The organism is Streptomyces sp. NBC_01283 (assembly GCF_041435335.1).
Taxonomy (GTDB): domain Bacteria; phylum Actinomycetota; class Actinomycetes; order Streptomycetales; family Streptomycetaceae; genus Streptomyces.
Window position 1 is genome coordinate 365,260 of record NZ_CP108430.1, and the last position, 19,152, is coordinate 384,411.

Genomic DNA, 19,152 nt, shown 5'->3' on the forward strand with positions numbered 1-19,152 from the left:
ACGGGCCAGAAGCGGCCTGCCCTCTATGGTCTCGCCGACGAGCGAACGACACTTCCTCCGCCAGCCGGGACAGCGGCTCCAGGAAGCATCCTTGGCGGCCTTCACCATGCGGTGCAGCACAAGAGCGCCCAAGGTCCCGCCGGTTCGTACACTGACGAGGGTGGAGGACCTTACGGCTACCAGGATGGCAGCACGTCCGGCGCTCGCCTTGCGGCGGTACGTCGGTTCGTACGTCGGTTTCGATCTTCGCGGGTTCCCGTCGGGGGTGCACTGCGGTCCGCCGGGCCGCCTGCTCACTGCGGTGATCAGCCTGTCCGGCCCTTTGGAGGTGGCGGCGGGCGTCGATGACGGGTCACCGATCTCGCGCTTCGACGGCCTGGGCGGCGGTCTGATGTGCCGGTCCGTCGCGATCCACCACGACGGACGCCAGCAAGGCGTGCAGGTGTCGCTGACACCGCTCGGGGCCCGGGCCATCTACGGTGTGCCGGCCGCCGCGCTCGTCCACCAACTGGTCCCACTCGACGAGCTTCTCGGGGCGCTTGGTGTCGAGTTGGTCGACCGGCTCCGAGTGGCGACCACGTGGGCCGCGCGGTTCGCCGCGCTGGACGAGGTACTCCTGCGAGCCGTCGGCCGCAGCTCCGGCGGCAACCCCGCGCCCCGGGTGCGCCCCGAGGTGGCCGAGGCATGGCGCCGTCTCGTCGCCGCGCAGGGCCGCATCCAGGTGGGGGCGATCGCAGCAGAACTGGGCTGGAGCCGTCGATACCTCACCGAGCGGTTTCGCGGCGAGGTGGGCCTCTCTCCGAAGACCTTCGCCCGCGTCCTGCGCTTCGAGCACGCGCACGAACTGGCGACGGCGCACGACCCGCTCGCGTGGTCCGAGGTGGCGAGTATCTCCGGCTACGCCGACCAGGCCCATCTCGTGCGGGACTGGCGCGAGTTCACGGGCCGATCGCCAACGGCCTGGCGCCGGGGCGAAATCCTCCTGGGCAGCGGGTAGTCGGCGACCGGCTGCCCATCGCGTCAGCTTTCGTTCCCATTCCTTCAAGACCATCCGGTCGCTGTGCTGTGACGATCGTCGGCATGAGACTGGTCAACCACGAACACAATCCCATCGACCTGCGGACAACCCCCGTGCACCTCGGGCTGGGATCGACAGCGAAACCCATCGAAGGCTTCTCCTGGGACCCACAGGTACTCAAGGCCTACAGCGCCGCGGTCGCGGCGGACGGCGCCGAGGGCCGGATAGTGACGATCTTCGACGGCGACAGCGACGGCGACGACTGGGAGCGCCACCCCGCCGGCGACGAACTGGTCGTCTGCCTGCGCGGGTCGGTGACGGTCACCCGCGACGCGGAGGGGGTGACCGACCGCGTCGTGCTCGCGCCGGGCGAGGCCACCGTCAACCCGGCCGGGACATGGCACGCGGTCGACATGGCAGGGCCGTCGACCATCTTGACCATCACCGCCGGCCTCGGCACCGAGCACCGCCCCCGGATCGACGCCCGCCCCACCGAGCACGCCGGCACGCCCGAAACGCACACGCCGTGAGGACACGCATCGCCTGCCTCGGCGACAGCCTCACCCGCGCGCAGTTCAGCGTCGACTACCTGGACCTGCTCAAACGACGCCACCCTCCCGGCGCCGTGCACCTCGCCCGCTTCGGCGCCAACGGCGACTTCGCCTACAACCTCTTCCGGCACCTCGATGCCGTCGTCGCGGACCCGCCCGAGGTGATCACCGTGTTGATCGGGACCAACGATGCCCGAGCGAGCCTCGCCGGCTACCCCGTCGAACTCGCCATGAAGCGCAAACAACTCCCCCAGCGCCCGTCGGCCGGCTGGTTCCAGCAGTGCCTGGGCGCCGTCGTCGAACGGCTGCGCACGCAGACCGACGCGACGATCGGTCTGCTCTCGCTCCCGGTCCTGGGCCAACAACTCGACGGAGCGGCCGCACAGGCATCGCAGACCTACAGCCGGCTGATCTCCGAGGTCGCCACCACCGGCGGGGCCACCTACCTCCCGCTCCACGAACGCCAGATCGAGGAACTACGCCACGCAGACCCGCCGCCGATCCCCTACCGGGAACTGACACCCGCGGCGGGCCTCGGCGTCCTCGTGCGGCACGCCGTGCTGCGCCGCAGTCTCGACACGATCTCGCGGCGCCGAGGCCTCGTGCTCACGACCGACCACATCCACCAGAACAGCCGCGGCGCCGCCATGGTCGCCGAGGTCATCGACACCTGTCTGCTGACCCAGAGCGCGTAACCGCCTGCGCTGACTGATCAGTGCGCGTGCCCTCCCCCGGTCAGCCGCTTGGCGGACCGGGGCAACACGTTGAACCCGGCCGAAGGGCCGTGGGCTTGCGCGGTCTGTGCGGCATCATTCGACGTCCACGTGACACAGCGCGGGCCTAACCGTTGGAGTACCACCGGCGTCGAAGTACCACCCCGCCTCGCCGTGAACTGGGACGGGATGTGTGCCCACGGCAAGATCTCTCGCGGTCAGCCTTCAGACATCACGCTTCGGCGTCAACAGCCCCTCCGTGAGCGCCGCACAGGGAGCGTGAGGACACACGTGGCCTCCCCGCGGAACTCAGGTGGCTCGTTCCTCGTACCAGATCGCTGTCCCGTAGGCACGCCATCCGCCGTGCCGGCTACTGCCTCCGATCCACTCTGCTCTCACACCCAGGACCTCGTCTGCTCCGTCCGCTGCGGCGTTCACAGACAGGGAGGAGAACACCGCCTCCAGCGAGTCTCCCTGGGTCGACCAGTAGATCGTGCCCTGACGCCAACTGGTGCTGCGAGAGGCAGTATTTACCGTGGCAATCGGGATAGGGAAGGGCAGTTCCGGGCTTCGCGATGACATGCCGTGATCTTGTCAACAGTTCAGGAGTTTTCGCCAGCCCCGAAGAAACCTCTGCAGGTGACGCGGTCCCCTGCGAGCGGCACATCGGTGGGCGTGGGAGAGTCCGCCGGCTCTTCACCCACCGCAAGCCGTCTGCCCGGCGTCCCCCGGCCGGGCAATTCAGACGCCGGGCGCACCGGCACAGATGAGGCTGCTCCCATAGGCCCCGAGCAGGGGCGAGTCCCGCACCGGAGCCTGCCGCGCGAGGCCCACAAGACGGCTGCCACGGTGCCGGGCGGTGCACGGGAGCTTTGCACGCAGGCCGCTGTCGGACAGCGGGAGGGCCTGTCGGGCGACAGCGGTCTGCGGATAGGTGGAGCAGCCCGTGTCACTCCCGTGGCCTGGCGACCGTTCCGCCATCGCTTGCCAGTCCGCCGGTTGATCCCGACGATCCGGCAAGCCTCTGTGTTGTGGAAGTCCTGGTCCATGAGCCGAAAGTATTCAGCTCGCTCACGGACCAGGGCTTTACGGCCCACGGCCTCCTGCCGGTTCTCCCGGATCTAGAAGGCCATCGCACCCCTTGAGCTGGGGTGTTGCGACGACCACTAGAACGGAAGTGTTCTGGCAGGGGCCGTTGTTCATGCGGTGAGCGGGTGGGGAATCCTCCACCTGAACTGCCTGGCTGAGGTCAGAAGCGGCGCTCGCCGTCAACGACTGCGAGGGTCCACCGCGCACGTGGAGACCTCCGGGCAGATACCACGGCGGGGCCGGGGGCTGTCGGTCGCCGTGGTCACCATCGGGCAAGACGGCGAGCAGACCGGGGAGTTCTCCACGCTCCTCGACCCGGCGTGTGATCCGGGGCCGGTGGACGTGCACGGGAGTTGCCGGCGCTGCTTGAGCGGATCCCCGGCCTGCTGACATCGGAGCAGTGCCTGCCTCGGCACTTGGCGCCTCAGACCACCGCTGCGCGTTTGGCCTGGCGGGTGACATCGCAGCGTACCCACAGCACGGCGATGGGCAACGTGATCACGATGACACCCACCGCGCCGCGGGCTCGGGTGTCCACCTTGTCTGCGCATGCAGCCGCGAACCGCTTTGCGTCCCTGTCGGTCAACTCCCGCTCGTCGAACAGCCACTCGGCGAAGGACGACTGCTCGTAGAACGCGGGCGCCCCGCACGGCGCGGGCCACTCCGCAGCCCCGCCCTCGCGCAGGTATCCCTTGCCTTCGTACTGGACCGGCCAGAAGGCGAGGAACACCGCCCACACCATGCCCGCCGCCATGACGACGCCCGACGCGATACGTATCCACTGCGCGTTTCCCGTGCTCATGACGGGCCCCCTTGCTGATCAGTTGACTGCAGCCCGGCCCGCGGACGCCACGTTCAGGCGGCTCTGCGTGCGACGCCGCATACCCTACGTAGCCCTCTCCAGCGCCAGACACCCGCCCTCAGGAGAAGCCCTCCTCGCTCCTTGCAGGGCACCGATTCGGTGGCTGCGGGTGCACTGAGCGGTCGGCGGTGGCTGGCGCCGTCAGGGGTTCGGGCGGCAGGGGTGCTGGAGCATGCGTGGACGGCCGCCGTCCCGGTCGGTGGGGCCGGGACGGCGGTCGTTCATCGGTCAGGACCAGATGGTGAAGGTGACGGTGAGGGAGGTCTTCTTGCCTGTCGCGTCCGTGACGATCAGCGTCGCGTTGCTGAATCCCCAGGTCGTGGGCGTGCCCGCGATAACGCCCGTGGTGGGGTCGACCGTCAGTCCTGCCGGGAGGTTCGTGGCGGAGAAGGTGTACGGGGCCGTGCCGCCGGTCGCCTTGAGCGGCACGCTCAGCGGCTTGCCCACGTAGCCGTTCTGGCTGCCGGGGTCGGCGAGCTTGGGTGCGCCGGTGCCGGAGGCCGTCACGGTCCACGTGAAGGACGTGGTTCCCTTCTTTCCGGCCGCGTCCGTTGCGGTCAGCGTCACTTGATGGGTGCCTGCGGCCGTCGGGCTTCCCGTGACGGTGCCGGTGGACGCGGCGATGGACAGGCCTGTGGGCAAGCCGGTGGCCGTCCACGTATAGGGGGCCGTGCCGCCCTCGGCGCTGTTGCGCAGCTCCACCTTGCTGCCGGTGGCGGTGGTCTGCGCGGAGACCGCCGACACTCGCACTTCGCCGGGCTGCGGGCTTGATGTCACCAGCTGCGCGCCGAACTTGGTGAGCGCTTCGTTGACCGGCTGGAAGATGGTGTACTTCTCGCCGCTTCCGCCGCTGCACGTCGCGCTGCCGCCGCCGGAGTGCAGACCCACGGCCCGGCCCCCGGCCGGGGTGACGTAGCTGCCGCCCGAGTCGCCGCCTGCCGAGCAGGCGCTGGAGTAGGACAGCCCATCGATCACGACGTTGCCGTAGTCGACGCTCTGGTCGACCTTGGTGACCTCACCGCACTGGTATCCGGTCGTCTGGCCCGAGTGGCACACGGCCGTGCCCACGACCGCTTCGGCGGAGCCCGTCACGGTGACGTCCCCCTGGCCCCAGCCCGCCACCGAGGGCACGAGCGACCAGCCTGTCTGGTCTACGTCGACGATGCCCATGTCGCCTTCGCGGGCGTTGACCGACCCTGTGCCGTTCTTGTTCGAGGTGCCCACGCGCGTGCCGTCCTTGCCGTATGCGGGCTGGCTGACGTCGTTCGTGCAGTGCCCGGCGGTGAGGAACGCCTTGCCGGTGCCATTGGTCCGTGTCACGGGGAAGCCGATCGAGCAGGGTGATTCGCTGCCGGGCGTCCACTTCTCGCCGCCCACCACGTTGCCGCCCTGCTGGCGGGGCAGGTCGCGGGACTCGACCACCCGCATGAGGCCGCCGAGGGAGGCGAGCTTGGCGCGCAGGGCCTTGGTGGCAGCGGACGATACGTCAGGGTCGATGACCACTTCGACGCGTCCCGCGCGGGCGTTTGGACCCCACGAGCGCACGCCGGGTATGCCCCGGCTCCACGCACCGGCCTTGTGCGCCGCTGCCTCCAACTCGGCGCGTGTACGGCGTGCTTGGTGCGGGACCGCTCCCGCCGTCCGCGCGGCTTCGGCGGCCCGGGGCGTGGTGATGGCGGCATGCAGGCGGCCGTCGGCCGCGTCGTACCAGAGGGAGGTGGCCCGGTCGCCGACCGTGGCGCGGAGCTCGGTGGCCACGCGCTGGGCGCGCCGTTCGTCGGCCAGGCGCGCGGTCACGCCCGCGGGGCTCAGCCCGAGGTCTCGCGCCAGGGCGGCGCGGAGTGCTGCCGGCAGTCGCGGCTGGGCCGTCGTCTTCGGGGAGGGGTCGGAGGGGGTGTCCGCCTGAGCGGGCAGAGCCGGCACGGCAGCCAGTCCGGCGAGGGCTGCCGCGGCCAAGAGGCCGGTCAGGAGCGGTCGTTGAGAGCGAGTTGGCATGGGGGTGTGTCCTTTCGGGGAGGGGCGCCGGTGACGGGGCATCAGCAGCGATGTGGTGTATCCGGGGCGGGCCGGTGTGGGGTGAGCGGTGGGAATGCCGCCCGGATGGCCCACAGCGTGCTGGTGACGGGGCGTGGGCGGTATCCGGGAAGGCCCCCGTCGTGCACGCTCCCGACCGGGGAGGCGGTGGGGCCGGGCCCGGCGGACCTGGTCGGTGAGAGGGCGTGTCAGGGAGATCCCTCGTCCCGGACCTGGGGCGTGCCCAGGCGTTGTGCTGGGGCTGGCGGGCGCCTACGGTGCCCGCTGTGCGAGGACACACGGGTAGGGGCGGCGAGGCAGGTCCGGCGGAGGACGGCTGGGCCGCCGTGGTCCGCGACGCCGCCGCGCTGCTGGAGCGCCACGGGCGGTTGGCGGTCAGTGGTTCGTGGGGTGCGGGCAAGAGCACTCTGCTGGAGGCACTGGCCGAGCAGGCTTCAGCCGTGCGGGACACCGGTGTGATGCGTCGGTGTCTGCGGGTGCGGGCGCAGGAGGGTGATGCCGGAGTCCGCTACGGCGCGTTGGTGCAGCTGCTCAGTGCGGCACAGACGCAGAAGGTCGGCGATGGCGTGCACGGTGGGACGGTGCAGGGGGCCGAGGGTGGCGGCGCACGTGCAGGGGTGACTGGCGCTCGTCCAGAAGGCGCTGCCCCCTCCCCGGACTCGCTCAAGTCCCTGCAGCATTCGCGGTGTGCGCAGGGCTCGCAGGACACGGCGTCTCCGGAGGGCGGAGCGCGCGTACTCACGCCTGCGGCACCCGCTCAGACGCCAGAAACCGGGAGGATCACAGGGGCCATGGGGGATGCGGGTATCGCAGGGAGCACCAGGATCACAGAGACCGCAGAGGCCCCATCAGCCCCAGCCACGCACGCCCTCACGCAGGACCCCGCGTGGGTCGCCGCCCTGCCCACCGGCCCCGACGACGACCCGCTGCGGCTGCGGCTGGCCTTGACCCGTCTGCTCGCCGAAGGTCTTCCGGTCCTGCTCGTGATCGACGGCGCACAGTGGCTGGACCCCGCCAGCGCGGACCTGATCGGCTACGCCATCCGCACTCTTGCCGCCGATCGGTTGACCGCTGTGGCAGCCGAACGCACCAGCGGCCACCCCTCGGCCGCGGCCGCGCTCCTCGGCGGCCATCCGGTGGTCATGCCCGTGCCCGCGTGCGACCTCGCCGAGACGGCAGCCGAATGCGCGCGCCTGGGGTGGCCCGCTCGGTGGGCGGCACCCCTGCACCGCTACTGCGGCGGCCACCGGGGGCTGCTCGACGCCTGGTTGCGATCCCCTCCTGGCGTCGCCGACGGCCGCACCGGGCCACCTGACCCGCCACGGCAGGTGCGCGACCTCGCCGCCGCCTGGCTCGCCTCCGTTCCTGCCGACGTCCGCGCCACGCTTCAGGTCGCGGCGCTCGCGGGCGGATGCGACGCGGACCTGCTGCGGCAGAGCGGGTGTCGCAGCGCCGAAGACCATCTCGCCCACGCCCGCGACGCCGGGCTGCTCACCACGGACGGCAGCACGGGCCCCTTGCCCGCAGGTGTACCTCTCCCCTACCGGTTCGCCGCGCCGGCGCTGGCCGACGCCGCGGCCGCCACGGTGACCCGCGAGCGACGCACCGCGATCCACCGTGCCCTCGCCGCCTGCTGTCGTGGAACCGTCGCGCGCGCCCTGCACACCGCGCTGGCCCAGGAGTCCCCGGACCTGGCCGTCGCCGAAGACACCGCACACGCGGCGGTCGTGGCCCGCACGGTGGGCGAACGTCTGCGCGCGGCCGAGCTGTTGTTCCTCGCCGCACGCCTCACTCCCGCCGATCGGCACCGGCTGCGCCTGGACCGCCTCGCCGAGGCGGCGCAGGAGGCAGCGGCCGGCGGCTCTGCCGCGCTGTCCCGCCTTGCGGCGGACCGCATCGTGGCGGAGCACGGCGCTCCCGCCCAGCAGGTGCACGCCCTGCTGTCCGTTGTCGACGCGCACGGTCAGGACACCGCCGGAACGCGCCCGTTGCTCGCCACCGCCCGCAGGACCGCCGCCCAGGACCCCGCGTTGCTCGCCGCCGTCGAACTGCGCGCCGCAGTGCAGGCCAACCTCTCCGGCGCGGATGCAACCAGTGCCCTGCACCACGCGCAGGCCGCCACCGGCCTGGCCGAAACAGCTCGCGACATCCCGCTGGAGGCGGCCGCGCTCACGATGACCGCCCGGATGCAGCGCGTCCTGGGCCACCTCGACACCGCCACGGCCACCTTGGACCGGGCACTGTCGCTGGCCGTGCCGCCTGCGCGGCTGGGGATCCGCAACAGCCCTCAGTACCTCGCCGCCCGCCACGCGGTGTTCGACGCCCGCCTGCCCGAGGCCCGCGCTCTCCTCCTGCACCTGATGCCCGCGGCCCAGGAGTGCGGTGAGCCGGAGGACCTGGTGGATCTGTGGCGCAGCCTCGCCGAGGTCGAGGCAGGGCGTGGTGCCTGCGGTCAGGCGCTGCACTGGTCGGCCCGTGCCGTCGACCTCACGGCGGCGGCGGGCCTGTCGCCCGGTCCCGCTTGGTACACGGCAGCCATGGCCGAGGCCGGCGGCGGCAGTTTCGCCCACGCACTGCGCTACGCCGCCCACGGCGTGCGCGCCTCGCGCGAGGAACAGGACGCGCTGCACACCACACGCGGTCTATGGGCCCTGGGCGCCGCACTTCTGCACACCGGTCGCGTCGAGAAGGCCGCCGCGACGCTGTCGGAGGTCGCGGAGCTGGAGTCGCGCTCGGGGGCCGCTGATCCAGCCGTGCTGCGCTGGCAGGGGGACGCGGTGGAGGCGTACGCGCTCTGCGGTCGTACGGACGAGGCCCGCGGTCTGCTGGATCACATGCAGGAACGGGTGGGAGCGCACCCCGCACACGCCGCTCTGCGTGCAGCGCTGACCCGCGCCCGAGGCCTGTGCCGCTACCTCGACGGTGGCGACGCCGTCGCCGAGGCCGCGGAACTCCTGGCGGACGCGGCCCACGGTTTCGCAGCGCTCGGCCTCCCCGTCGAGGAGGGCCGCACCCACCTGCTGCGCGGCCGTGTCGAACGCCGCCGCCGGCGTGCCGCCGCTGCGCGAACGGCGTGGGAAAGGGCCCGTACGCTCTTCGAAGACGCCGAAGCACGCCCCTGGACCGCGCTTGCGAACAACCACCTGGCTCACCTGACAGGCCATCCCTCCGCACCCAGCAACTCGCCGGCACCGACGCCCCAACGTCTGACCGAGCACGAATTGCATCTGGCCGAACTCGTGCGCACCGGCGCGACGAACCAGGAAGCGGCCCAGCAGATGTTCATCTCGGTCAAAACCGTAGAAACCATGCTGAGCCGCATCTACCGCAAGCTCGGCATCCGCTCCCGCACCCAACTCGCCACCGCGCTCACGCGTGAGCACTGACCGCTGACCGCTGACCGCTGACCGCCACCAGCGGAGCCGTGTCGTGCCGTGCGGTGCCCCGAGTGCGAACTCCCGTTCCCGGGGGAGGTACATTGCGTGGTGACCACCGCGGGAGCTCGGGAGTAGCCGGGCTGAGAGGGCGGACGGGACTTGCTCCCCTTTCTGCCGACCGCATGAACCTGGACCGGGTAATGCCGGCGTAGGAAGGGTGCTGACGATGGATGCTGCCTCCGTACCTGCCCAAAACGGCCCTGCCGTTTCCCGTGAGGCCGTGGCCGACGTGATCGCGTCGCTGCGGAGCTCCGCACCCCTTGTGCACTGCCTGACCAACGTCGTGGTGTCGCAGTTCACCGCGAACGTGCTGCTCGCGGCGGGGGCCTCCCCCGCGATGGTGCACAGCCCGCAGGAGGCCGGAGCACTGGCCCGGGTGGCCGGGGGCGTCCTGGTCAACCTGGGGACGGTCACGTCCGCGACGGCCGAGGCGATGCGCATCGCGGTCAAAGAAGCGGCCGGGGCCGGGCGCCCGTGGGTGCTCGACCCGGTGGCGGTCGGCGCGCTGCCCTGGCGCACCGGCCTGGCCCGCGAACTCCTGGAGAGCGCGCCGCCAGCGGTCATTCGCGGCAATGCTTCCGAGATCCTGGCGCTGGACAGCGGCGGCACGGGCGGGCGCGGCGTGGACAGTACGGATGCCCCCGAGGCGGCGCTGGCCGCGGCCGGCGCGCTGGGCCGGCGCTACGGCTGCGCGGTCGCCGTGAGCGGTCCGGAAGACGTCCTTACCGACGGGACGCGCGTGGTGCGTGTGGCCAATGGGCACCCGCTGCTGCAGCGGGTGACGGGAACCGGCTGCTCACTGGGCGCCCTGGTGGCTGCTTGCACGGCCGTCACCGGCGACGCGCTGCTGGCCGCCACTGCCGCGACGGGCCTGCTCACCGTGGCCGCGGAGAGCGCCGCCACGCGCTCGACGGGGCCCGGCACGTTCGCGGTCGCACTGATCGATGCGCTGTACGAACTCAGCCCCGACCGGCTCGCCGAGGCCCTCAACCTGCGCTGAGCGCAGGGGTGTTGCGGGGTTTGCAGTGAGCGGTCGGCCGGACGCCACCTGCTGAACAGCCTCCGCCGACCTGGGGTGCGACCCACCACCAAGTCGGTCAGACCCCGCAGACGCACACCCTCACCCCTGCCGGACAACTCAAGGTTCCTGCACGCCAGGGCCCTGTCTTTCCCTGCACCTCCCGCTGCGTTTCCCACGCCCTTGCCCGGCCGGGAGACCCCAAGGAGCACCCCATGCGACCACCACTTGACCTCTCCCTGTATCTCGTCACCGACACCCGGCTCTGCGGCGACCGCGGTGTCGCGGCCACCGTGGCAGCCGCCGTCAAGGGCGGTGTGACCGCTGTCCAGTTGCGCGAGCCGGACGCGGACGCCCGCACGCTGTGCGCGCTCGGCCAGGCGATCCAGGCCGAACTCGCGGGCACCGGCGTCCCCTTGATCGTCAATGATCGTCTGGATGTGGCGGTCCGGCTGGACGCGGACGGCGTCCACCTGGGGCAGCGGGACCTCTCCCCCACGACCGCCCGACGCCGGCTCGGTCCCCACGCCTACATCGGCCTGTCCGTCAGCCGTCCCGGGCAGCTGGCGCACGTACCGGATGCCGTCGACCACCTCGGTGTCGGTCCGGTGTTCGAGCAGTCCACCAAGCCGGACGCGGACGCCCCGCTCGGTCTGGGCGGGCTGGCCCGGATCGTCCAGGAGAGCCCGCTGCCGTGCGTGGCCATCGGCGGGATCGGCGTTTCCCAGGCCGCCGCGGTCAAGGCGAGCGGTGCGGCCGGGATCGCTGTCATCAGCGCGATCTGCGGACAGCCCGACCCCGAGGCCTCAGCACGCTCCCTCATCCGCACCCTGCGCCAGGAGGTCCCCGCATGACCAGCCCGCCCATCGCCCTCAGCATCGCCGCCAGCGACCCCTCCGGCGGCGCCGGCATCCAAGCCGACCTGAAGGCGTTCTCCGCCAACGGCGCTTACGGAACAGCCGTCCTGACCGCCCTGACCGCACAGAACACCCAGGGCGTCACCGGCATCCATGCCGTGCCTGCGGCGTTCGTCACCGAGCAGCTCGACACGCTGTTCGCCGACGTCCGGGTGGACGCCGTCAAGATCGGAATGCTGGCCGACGCCGCCATCGCCGCAGCCGTCGCGGACGCGCTGGAGCGCCACCGCCCCCGGTACGTCGTCCTGGACCCCGTCATGGTCTCGACCAGCGGTCACCGTCTCCTGGAGGCCGATGCGGTGAGCGTGCTGCGCGAGCGTCTCCTGCCCCTCGCCGACCTCATCACCCCCAACCTCCCCGAGGCCGGCGACCTCCTCGGCATCGCCGCCGCACAGAACCGCACCGACGCCGTCGAGCAGGCCCGCGCACTCCTCCAAGCCGGCGCCCAGCGTGTCCTGCTCAAGGGCGGCCACCACACGCACGACGCAGAATCCGTCGACATCCTCGCTGACGCCACCGACGCCACAGGAGCCACAGGCGCCTTGGGCGCGGGCGTCACCGAGCTGTCCGCGCCTCGCGTGGACACACGCAACACCCATGGCACCGGCTGCACCCTCTCCGCCGCGATCGCCGCCCTCCGCCCGCAGCACGACGACTGGAACACCGCTGTCCGCGCCGCGAAGGACTACCTGACCGGGGCCCTGCGCGCGGCCGACACCCTGCACGTCGGCCACGGTCACGGTCCTGTCCACCACTTCCACCAGTACTGGAGCTGAGCACCATGACCACGACGTTCTGCGACGAGCTGTGGACCGCCACGGCCGAGATACGTTCGGCCATCGACAAGCTGCCGTTTCTCACCGGCCTCGGCGACGGCACCCTGGACCGGGAGAAGTTCGTCTACTACCTGGCCCAGGACGCCCTCTACCTGCGCGACTACGCCCGTGCGCTGGCCAGCGCCGCCGCGAAAGCGGACCGGCCGCAGGACATCGCGTTCTTCGCGAAGTCCGCCCACGACGCCGTTGTCGTCGAAAGCTCCCTGCACCAGAGCAACGTCGTCGACGTCGATGCCTGGGCCCCCTCCCCCACCTGCACCGGATACACCTCCTACCTGCTCTCCGTGGCCCACACCCAGGGATACCCGGAGCTGGCCGCCGCGGTCCTGCCCTGCTTCTGGATCTACGCCGAGGTGGGCCGGGGGCTCCTCGAGCAGGCCGGCGACCTCGCTGCCCACCCCTACGGCGACTGGATCGCCACGTACGCCGACGAAGAGTTCGAAGCCGCCACCGAACACGCCCGGCAGATCGTCAACCGGCTCGCGGACCAGGCCGACCCGGCCACCCGCGCACGCATGAGTACGGCCTTCACCACGGCCTCCACCTGGGAGTGGATGTTCTGGGACGCCGCCTGGCGCGTGGAGACCTGGCCGTTCGGCGCCGCTCCTGCCCCGGTTACGGAGCCCGCAAAGTGACCACCACCACCGATGCCACCGCCCCGGCACCGGCGCCGGCGAACGAGGCGCCGCTCACCCTCGACCAGCCCACCCCCAAGGTCCTGAGCGGCCTGGACCAAGGAACCTTCTGGGCCAATCTGGGTGTGAGCCTGCTCGGCTTCAGCGGCATGCTGGTCGTCCTCGACCCGCTGGGCACCGGCAGTCCGACCTTGTCGTTCGCCGCCGCCGTCACCGCGTCCGTCATCGGCACCCTGATCGGCACTCTCGCCCTCGGCCTCGCCGCCATCACCGGGGCCCGCACCGGCGCGCCCTCGATGGTGCTGCTGCGCGGCCTCTTCGGCGCGAAGGCGTCCTACCTGCCCACCGTCCTCAACGTGCTGCAGATGGTCGGCTGGGCCGTCTTCGAACTGGTGGTCATCTCCACCGGCTTGAAGATCCTGGCCCGCCAGGCCTTCGGCGAACCGGGCCCCGGCTGGCTGTACGTGCTCGTCGCGGGCGCGGTCACCACAGCGCTCACGCTGCGCCCGCTCGGCGCCCTGCGCCTCATCCGCCGCTACGTCACCATCGCTGTCGTCCTGGCCATCTGCTACCTGGGCTGGGACCTGGCCGGCCGCGGAATCCCGATGGAGGGCGGCTCCTGGAAGGACTTCTGGTTCGCCACCGACAGCGTGATCGCCGTGTCGATCTCCTGGCTGCCGTTGGTCGCCGACTACTCGCGCCACTCCCGCAGCGAGAAGGCGGCGTTCGGCGGCCTGGTCGTCGGCCAGACCCTCGCGGGCGTGGCGGGCTCGGTCCTCGGCGTGGCCGCCCTGGCGGTGATCGCGTTCGACAGCACCGACCCGTACAAGGTCTTCGACCCTTTCACCGCCACCAGCGTCGGCGTGATCTGCTTCGGTGTCCTGGTGCTGCGCGAGGTCGACCAGTCCTTCGCCAACGTCTACTCCACCGCCCTGTCCGCCCAGAACCTGCTCCCCCGGGCGGACCGCCGCATCCTGTGCCTGATCAGCGGCACCCTGGCCACCGCCCTGGCGCTCCTGGTGAACATGGACAGCTACGCCAGCTTCCTCTACCTGATCGGCGCGGTCTTCATCCCGATGTTCGCCGTCCTCGTCGTGGACTTCTTCGTCCTGGGCGGCCACCGCACCTGGGACGTCTCCGAACAGGCCCCCACCCGCTGGGTCATGCTGGTGCCCTGGACCCTCGGCTTCGCCACCTACCAGCTGATCGCACCCACGAACATCGCCGGCTGGTCCGACATGTGGGCCTGGCTGCAGGACGCCGTGGGCCTCACCGTCCAGCCATGGATGAGCGCCTCCCTGCTCTCGTTCGCGGTAGCTGCCCTCGCCACCCTCGCAGCGGGCCGAAGGCGTCGGCACGTTGCACCGTCGCCCGAGGAGTCGCTCCCCGGCTAGCGCCACCCGGCAGTCTCAATCAAGGATCGGTTTCGTGCCTGCGGGTTCCTGGATCAGGACTGCGCGTGCACGTTCGGGTCGACCCCGGCACCGGGGAGAGGTGGCGCCTCAGTGACGTCGAGGAACACCTGGTCGGCCTGCGGCCAGCGTTCGGCCACACCGGACTTGATGCGCTCCATGACGAGTTCTACGACCTCGCTGTCATGGCCGGGCGCGAGGTCGATGCGGGCGGCGACGAGCGTCGAGTCCATGCCGAGCCGCATCGTGAGAAGGCTCGCGACACGGTCGATCTCGGGCTGCTCGGCAAGGAAGTGGGCTATCTCCTTACGCAGTTCCGGATCGACCGACTCTCCGATGAGCTGCTCCCTGGCATCCTTGCCCAGGCGGTAGGCCACCGCGATGAGCAGCAGGCCAATCGCCATGGAGGCTGCAGCCTCGTAGGCCACCTCGCCGGTCGCCATGTGCAGGCCCATGCCGATCATCGCGAGGGTCACGCCGAGCACGGCGGTACCGTCCTCTGCGATCACGGTACGCAAGGCCGGGTCGGAGCCGACGCCGCCCTCTTGTCGCCGCACCTGCCACAGCGCGCGGACCAGGGAACCGCCCTCGGCGAAGAAGGCGACCCCGAGTACGACGAGACCCGCGATGTAGCCGGTCGTGGTTTCGGAGCTTTCGGAGCGCAGCGCCTCAATGCCCTGGAAGACCGAGAAGCAGCCACCGGTGACGAAGATACCGACGGCGGCGAGCAGCGACCAGAAGAAGCGTTCCTTGCCGTATCCGAAGGGGTGCTGAGGGTCTGCCGGTTTACGGCTGCGGCGCAGCGCGGCCAGCAGAAACACCTCATTCATACTGTCGGCGATCGAGTGGGCCGCCTCAGACAGAAGCGCGGGCGAGCCCGCGAACAGTCCGCCCGCCACCTTGGCCAGGGCGATGACCAGGTTCGCGGCAAGCGCCACCCACACAGTGGTCTTCGTCTCCTGGTCCTTCGAGGACTCGTCCCTCTTGGCCTGCCCGCTGGTCGCTCCTTTGGCCGACGCCGGGATGCTCGACGGTAGCTCGGTCGACGGCTTGGCGGTCATCTGGCCTCGCAGTTCATGGGGTCTCAGTGGTGCTTGCCGGGAACAACACTCCGTCGGGTACCCCGGGGGTGTGGCTCCAGACGTGCAGAGCCGCCCTCCAGGACCTGAGGCCGACAGCACGGTCCGGCTGGCAATGCATTCCGGCCCCCCTCACCGCTGTCACTGCGGCCTCCCCAACATTCCTGACTCGCCTGCCGGGCCCCACCCGCGCCGCACTCCTCTACGAGTCCGGCGCACTGACCTGCGCCACGACCTCCGAACTCACGTGCGCGACAGGGGTGTCCGTACCAAACGCCAGCCGGCAGCTGGCGATACTGCGGGAAGGCGGGCTGGTCGCATCCCGCCGCGCGGACAAACATGCACTGCCACGCGGCAACTCCCCTTGGCCATCGCCTGGTTGGTGACTGGCGGCGTCAGGGCGCCGCCCTCCCCGACCTTTTGGCAGGGGCCAAAAGGTCGGGCGCTCGTTGTCCCGGTGCGCCCAGCTGTGCACGGAAGGAAACGAGCACGCGACGCGCAACCGAGGGAGTTCGAACACATGCCGATCAAGACTCTGTCCTTTGCGGCGGCTGTAGCGCTGACCGCACTGTCAGGCACCCTGTTGGCCACTCAGGCCCAGGCCAGTGAGTCCGTGTCGACACTCGCGGTGTCACCGACGGTACCCCCGCTCCCGAAAACATCTATCACACGACGGACGGGCTGAGCTCCTGTCCCAAGGGCCGTTTCTGCACCGAGACATGGGACCCGGCGAAGAAGAGCTGGAAGATCTACAAGTTCTGGAAGTGCGGAACCCACGTGCTGAGCAACTGGGAAGGGGTGGGGGCCTACATCAACAATCAGGACGGCGCCTACGCCAAGGTGCTCGACAAGGACAAGAAGCTCGTGTGGCCGGAGATCCCGCCGAACAACAAGAAGGGCTGGGGCAACTGGTCCGACGCGTGGGACATCCGCCCCTGCTGACACCGCCCTTCAGGCCACGAGTGGCCACAGGCCGAGGCCGGCCCGGAGGCAGTTGGCAGGTCACCACGCGCTGTTCCGCCTCCGGGCCGCCCCTCGTCCACACCGCCCCCGCGGCGCATGTGCTTCGTCCAGGTATGCCTCGGGGCGGCGCCAATACGCCTCGAAGAAGCCGTCGGCGCAGCCCCAGGGGATGAGCACCGGTTCCGCGCGGCTGTCGATCGCGCGGGTCAGGTCGGACCGGCTCGCGCAAGCCGCCTGATCTGCGGGTACGGGAAATGCCCCTGGGAAGTCAGCAGCAGGTGAGCGTCGTTTCGGGCTTGTGGCGCAGTGCCGTTGGTTGGGACCCTCTGCGCATGTTCGAGTTGCTTCCCGAAGTCGGTCTCCGGCTCCCCGGCCGTGCCGGCACCCTCCGCTTCGGCACGGACGAGCGCACCGCTCAGTGGGCCGTCGCCACCGTCGCGGACGTCCGCGATGGCTGGGTCTGTGGCGCCCACTGGGCCTTCAGCGCGCAGTACCGGGGCCTGACGCTCGACGCATACGGCGACACCACGGACCGCCTCGGCCGGTACCAAGACACCCCTGGCCTGGCCGGCATCGGCCTCGCCCGCGACCCCTTCACGCTCACCGGGCCGGCGGCCTGCCCGGTTGTCCTCCGCGGCATCGACCTGTTCGGCTACCCGGCCGCCGAGATTTCCGATGCCCTCAGCGAGGGCCTGCCCCCGACGCTCCGGCTCAGCGCCGACGGTCTCTACTTCACCGCCGTGTCGGTCCACGCGGAACCCGTACCCGTCGGGAGCTGATCACCACGGCGAGCCGGACCGACCAGACCGAGCACACCGCCGACATCCCCGCCCGGATCCCGACCGCCTTGACAAGGCTCCGCTGTACGCCCGACAGGCCGCGCCGGCACCGGTCCGAGCCGCACCGCCTCCCGCCCGGGTACTGCCGTCCCGCCCGGTGCGGTGTCTGGCGGGCGGGGACGCGGAGGCGGCCCGACTCCAGGAGCCGGGCCACACCCTGTACCGCGGTCCAGCTCGCGCGGAGCGCGAGCTGGACAGGTGTGCTCCGCCCCGGACACCGCAGGCAGTGCGCCCGTGGGGCGCTCATCGCTCCTGACCTACCAGCGCAGCGCCCCGAAGTCGACCGGCTGCGGGCGGAGTTCGCGTGTGCGCTCCGCCAGGGTGCGCATCCGCCGGGCCATCTCATCCACCGGGCGACGCATGCGATCCCCGTGGCCGGGCAGCAGCCACTCGAACCGCAGGTCTCCCGCGGTCCGTTCCAGCGAGGCGGCGAGCACCTCGATGGAGTACCAGGTGACGCTGGCCGCCACCTCCAGGTCGTCGGTTGTGCGCGACCAGTAGAAGCTGTCGCCGCTGAAGCAGTACCGCTGGTCGGCCACATACAGCACGCTGCCCACTGTGTGACCGGGGAGCGGATACGCGATCACCCCGGAGCCTGTGGGTCCGACCTCCACGGAGTCGGTCCCCCGCAGGACCCGGTCGGCATCCGGGGCGGCGTCGAGGTCGCCCTCGTGGATCCACAGCCGGGCGCCTAAGTGATCCGCGTAGCGCCGTCCGTGCGCGGCGTGGTCTCGATGGGTGAGGAGCACGTCGGTGACGGGCCCGTACGCCGCATACCGCTCGGCCAGTGCGGCGCTCCAGCGCGGCGTGTCGATCATCATCACGGTGCCGTCCGCCGGACGGCGCAGCAGGTATGCGTTGGCCCCGGCCGTGTGCGTCGAATTGTGCCCGCACAGCAGCACGTCGCCGCCTCCGTCCAGTACCAAGGGGTACGGGTCGAGAGCCGGGTCAAGTCGCTGCTCGGGGTGGCGGATCGAGCGCGTGTGGCAGGCGTACGCGGCAGCGTGCAGCGCGCGCAGCTCCGCCGCGTCGCGCGGCTGGCGTACGACCTCGGACCGGCCCTTGACCTCGGCGACGAGTCCGGGCGCGAGCTGCCGGGCGACGTCGCAGTTGGTGCAGCGGGTGTCGACGTACCAGCCGTTCCTGGCTTCCATGGGGCCTTCTTCCTGAACGCGTGAGGTGCACCGGGCTACGCGGGATGCACGGGATGTGCGACCCCGACCAGTGATAACCGGGACCGAACGCACAAAGGAAGGGGGCCCGGTACTCGTGCTTTCCGTGACATCCGGCTCTGCGAGCTTCAACTATGCGAAGGAAAGCCGCATAAGTGACATATGACGGCCACCCTCAGGAGCGGGGCTCCGGATCCTCTGAAGTCAAGGTCAGCTGCGGCGGGGTGCGTCGATGAAGGCGGCGCCGGTCTCAGCCATCCGTTCGACCGCATAGGCCGGGTCGATGAGCGCGTCGGAAGCGTGGAGGCCCGGCATGACGGGTTCGCCGCGCAGTTCGAGCAACCGCTCGACCACGAACGGCTCGCAGGTCGTGCCCCCGGAGCCGGAAGTCGCTCACGGGAGCGGGCGAGCATCGGCTCGATCGGCGGCGTGAGGCACATACGGCCGTATCTAGGCGGTGTGAGTCCAACGAGCTCGTTGGACTCACACCGCCCGAACGCGAGAAGCACAGCGTTGCCGTCGCCCCTTCAATGAGTCCTTCTCGGGCTGGACGCATATCCGGCCCTACCGCCTCCAC

The 19,152-nt window shown here is 70.9% G+C and carries 17 protein-coding genes, 2 pseudogenes and 1 riboswitch; of the genes and pseudogenes, 13 read left to right on the forward strand and 6 right to left on the reverse strand.

The window, feature by feature from the left end; genetic code table 11:
• Nucleotides 1–160: 160 nt before the first annotated feature.
• The 4 genes and pseudogenes from OG302_RS01485 to OG302_RS01500 all read left to right on the forward strand — a co-directional run.
• Nucleotides 161–997, forward strand: a complete 837-nt coding sequence (locus OG302_RS01485) for a helix-turn-helix domain-containing protein (RefSeq protein ID WP_371524952.1) — start codon at nucleotides 161–163, stop codon at nucleotides 995–997.
• Between the two features lie 83 nt (nucleotides 998–1,080).
• A complete protein-coding gene (locus OG302_RS01490) occupies nucleotides 1,081–1,548 on the forward strand; it encodes a cupin domain-containing protein (protein WP_371524953.1) in 468 nt (155 codons plus the stop codon).
• On the forward strand, nucleotides 1,545–2,264 hold the full coding sequence (locus OG302_RS01495; protein ID WP_371524954.1) for an SGNH/GDSL hydrolase family protein: 720 nt from the start codon (nucleotides 1,545–1,547) through the stop codon (nucleotides 2,262–2,264). The genes OG302_RS01490 and OG302_RS01495 overlap by 4 nt, the downstream gene beginning before the upstream one ends.
• A gap of 1,257 nt (nucleotides 2,265–3,521) precedes the next feature.
• Nucleotides 3,522–3,752 (forward strand): annotated as a pseudogene (locus OG302_RS01500) (hypothetical protein); the annotation flags it as partial.
• 43 nt (nucleotides 3,753–3,795) lie between these two features.
• Here the strand turns inward: OG302_RS01500 and OG302_RS01505 are convergent.
• Both OG302_RS01505 and OG302_RS01510 read right to left on the reverse strand, forming a co-directional pair.
• Nucleotides 3,796–4,173 (reverse strand): hypothetical protein, encoded by a 378-nt coding sequence (locus tag OG302_RS01505; protein ID WP_371524955.1) that lies wholly within the window; start codon nucleotides 4,171–4,173, stop codon nucleotides 3,796–3,798.
• A gap of 288 nt (nucleotides 4,174–4,461) precedes the next feature.
• Nucleotides 4,462–6,228 (reverse strand): putative Ig domain-containing protein, encoded by a 1,767-nt coding sequence (locus tag OG302_RS01510; RefSeq protein WP_371524956.1) that lies wholly within the window; start codon nucleotides 6,226–6,228, stop codon nucleotides 4,462–4,464.
• Between the two features lie 365 nt (nucleotides 6,229–6,593).
• Here OG302_RS01510 and OG302_RS01515 point away from each other — a divergent pair, with 365 nt between their 5' ends.
• The 6 genes from OG302_RS01515 to OG302_RS01540 all read left to right on the forward strand — a co-directional run bounded on the left by OG302_RS01515 (nucleotide 6,594) and on the right by OG302_RS01540 (nucleotide 14,504).
• Nucleotides 6,594–9,653 (forward strand): LuxR C-terminal-related transcriptional regulator, encoded by a 3,060-nt coding sequence (locus tag OG302_RS01515; RefSeq protein WP_371749991.1) that lies wholly within the window; start codon nucleotides 6,594–6,596, stop codon nucleotides 9,651–9,653.
• Between the two features lie 98 nt (nucleotides 9,654–9,751).
• Nucleotides 9,752–9,877: riboswitch (TPP riboswitch) on the forward strand.
• 47 nt (nucleotides 9,878–9,924) lie between these two features.
• On the forward strand, nucleotides 9,925–10,704 hold the full coding sequence (gene thiM / locus OG302_RS01520) for a hydroxyethylthiazole kinase (RefSeq protein WP_371524957.1): 780 nt from the start codon (nucleotides 9,925–9,927) through the stop codon (nucleotides 10,702–10,704).
• 233 nt (nucleotides 10,705–10,937) lie between these two features.
• The gene (thiE, locus tag OG302_RS01525) at nucleotides 10,938–11,576 is read left to right on the forward strand and encodes a thiamine phosphate synthase (protein ID WP_371524958.1); all 639 of its coding nucleotides are present in this window, start codon (nucleotides 10,938–10,940) and stop codon (nucleotides 11,574–11,576) included.
• A complete protein-coding gene (gene thiD, locus OG302_RS01530) occupies nucleotides 11,573–12,415 on the forward strand; it encodes a bifunctional hydroxymethylpyrimidine kinase/phosphomethylpyrimidine kinase (protein ID WP_371524959.1) in 843 nt (280 codons plus the stop codon). The genes thiE and thiD overlap by 4 nt, the downstream gene beginning before the upstream one ends.
• Nucleotides 12,416–12,420: 5 nt before the next feature.
• Entirely contained in the window at nucleotides 12,421–13,110 is a 690-nt protein-coding gene (tenA, locus tag OG302_RS01535; RefSeq protein ID WP_371524960.1) for a thiaminase II, read from the forward strand.
• The gene (locus OG302_RS01540) at nucleotides 13,107–14,504 is read left to right on the forward strand and encodes a cytosine permease (RefSeq protein WP_371524961.1); all 1,398 of its coding nucleotides are present in this window, start codon (nucleotides 13,107–13,109) and stop codon (nucleotides 14,502–14,504) included. The genes tenA and OG302_RS01540 overlap by 4 nt, the downstream gene beginning before the upstream one ends.
• A gap of 53 nt (nucleotides 14,505–14,557) precedes the next feature.
• Here OG302_RS01540 and OG302_RS01545 read toward each other — a convergent pair whose 3' ends face one another.
• Nucleotides 14,558–15,583, reverse strand: coding sequence for a cation diffusion facilitator family transporter (locus OG302_RS01545; RefSeq protein WP_371524962.1), 1,026 nt, complete (start codon nucleotides 15,581–15,583; stop codon nucleotides 14,558–14,560).
• A gap of 68 nt (nucleotides 15,584–15,651) precedes the next feature.
• Between OG302_RS01545 and OG302_RS01550 the strand changes: the two genes are divergently transcribed.
• Complete coding sequence (locus tag OG302_RS01550; RefSeq protein WP_371524963.1) at nucleotides 15,652–15,987, forward strand: ArsR/SmtB family transcription factor; 336 nt, start codon at nucleotides 15,652–15,654, stop codon at nucleotides 15,985–15,987.
• A 391-nt stretch (nucleotides 15,988–16,378) separates the two neighbouring features.
• On the forward strand, nucleotides 16,379–16,543 hold the full coding sequence (locus OG302_RS01555) for a hypothetical protein (protein ID WP_371524964.1): 165 nt from the start codon (nucleotides 16,379–16,381) through the stop codon (nucleotides 16,541–16,543).
• 61 nt (nucleotides 16,544–16,604) lie between these two features.
• Here OG302_RS01555 and OG302_RS01560 read toward each other — a convergent pair.
• Nucleotides 16,605–16,765, reverse strand: a pseudogene (locus OG302_RS01560) (MerR family transcriptional regulator); the annotation flags it as partial.
• Nucleotides 16,766–16,896: 131 nt separating this feature from the next.
• Between OG302_RS01560 and OG302_RS01565 the strand changes: the two are divergent.
• Nucleotides 16,897–17,343, forward strand: coding sequence for a hypothetical protein (locus tag OG302_RS01565; RefSeq protein ID WP_371524965.1), 447 nt, complete (start codon nucleotides 16,897–16,899; stop codon nucleotides 17,341–17,343).
• Nucleotides 17,344–17,660: 317 nt separating this feature from the next.
• Here the strand turns inward: OG302_RS01565 and OG302_RS01570 are convergent, their stop codons facing one another.
• Complete coding sequence (locus tag OG302_RS01570) at nucleotides 17,661–18,557, reverse strand: MBL fold metallo-hydrolase (protein WP_371524966.1); 897 nt, start codon at nucleotides 18,555–18,557, stop codon at nucleotides 17,661–17,663.
• A gap of 228 nt (nucleotides 18,558–18,785) precedes the next feature.
• Nucleotides 18,786–18,929, reverse strand: coding sequence for a hypothetical protein (locus OG302_RS01575; protein ID WP_371524967.1), 144 nt, complete (start codon nucleotides 18,927–18,929; stop codon nucleotides 18,786–18,788).
• Nucleotides 18,930–19,152: the final 223 nt, after the last annotated feature.

What these genes read in the sequence shown, in the direction of transcription:
- OG302_RS01570 (WP_371524966.1), bottom strand. Translation starts at nt 18,557, where the DNA reads ATGGAAGCCAGGAACGGCTGGTACGTCGACACCCGCTGCACCAACTGC.
- OG302_RS01510 (WP_371524956.1), bottom strand. Translation starts at nt 6,228, where the DNA reads ATGCCAACTCGCTCTCAACGACCGCTCCTGACCGGCCTCTTGGCCGCG.
- thiD (WP_371524959.1), top strand. Translation starts at nt 11,573, where the DNA reads ATGACCAGCCCGCCCATCGCCCTCAGCATCGCCGCCAGCGACCCCTCC.
- OG302_RS01545 (WP_371524962.1), bottom strand. Translation starts at nt 15,583, where the DNA reads ATGACCGCCAAGCCGTCGACCGAGCTACCGTCGAGCATCCCGGCGTCG.
- thiE (WP_371524958.1), top strand. Translation starts at nt 10,938, where the DNA reads ATGCGACCACCACTTGACCTCTCCCTGTATCTCGTCACCGACACCCGG.
- OG302_RS01565 (WP_371524965.1), top strand. Translation starts at nt 16,897, where the DNA reads ATGTTCGAGTTGCTTCCCGAAGTCGGTCTCCGGCTCCCCGGCCGTGCC.
- OG302_RS01505 (WP_371524955.1), bottom strand. Translation starts at nt 4,173, where the DNA reads ATGAGCACGGGAAACGCGCAGTGGATACGTATCGCGTCGGGCGTCGTC.
- OG302_RS01490 (WP_371524953.1), top strand. Translation starts at nt 1,081, where the DNA reads ATGAGACTGGTCAACCACGAACACAATCCCATCGACCTGCGGACAACC.
- tenA (WP_371524960.1), top strand. Translation starts at nt 12,421, where the DNA reads ATGACCACGACGTTCTGCGACGAGCTGTGGACCGCCACGGCCGAGATA.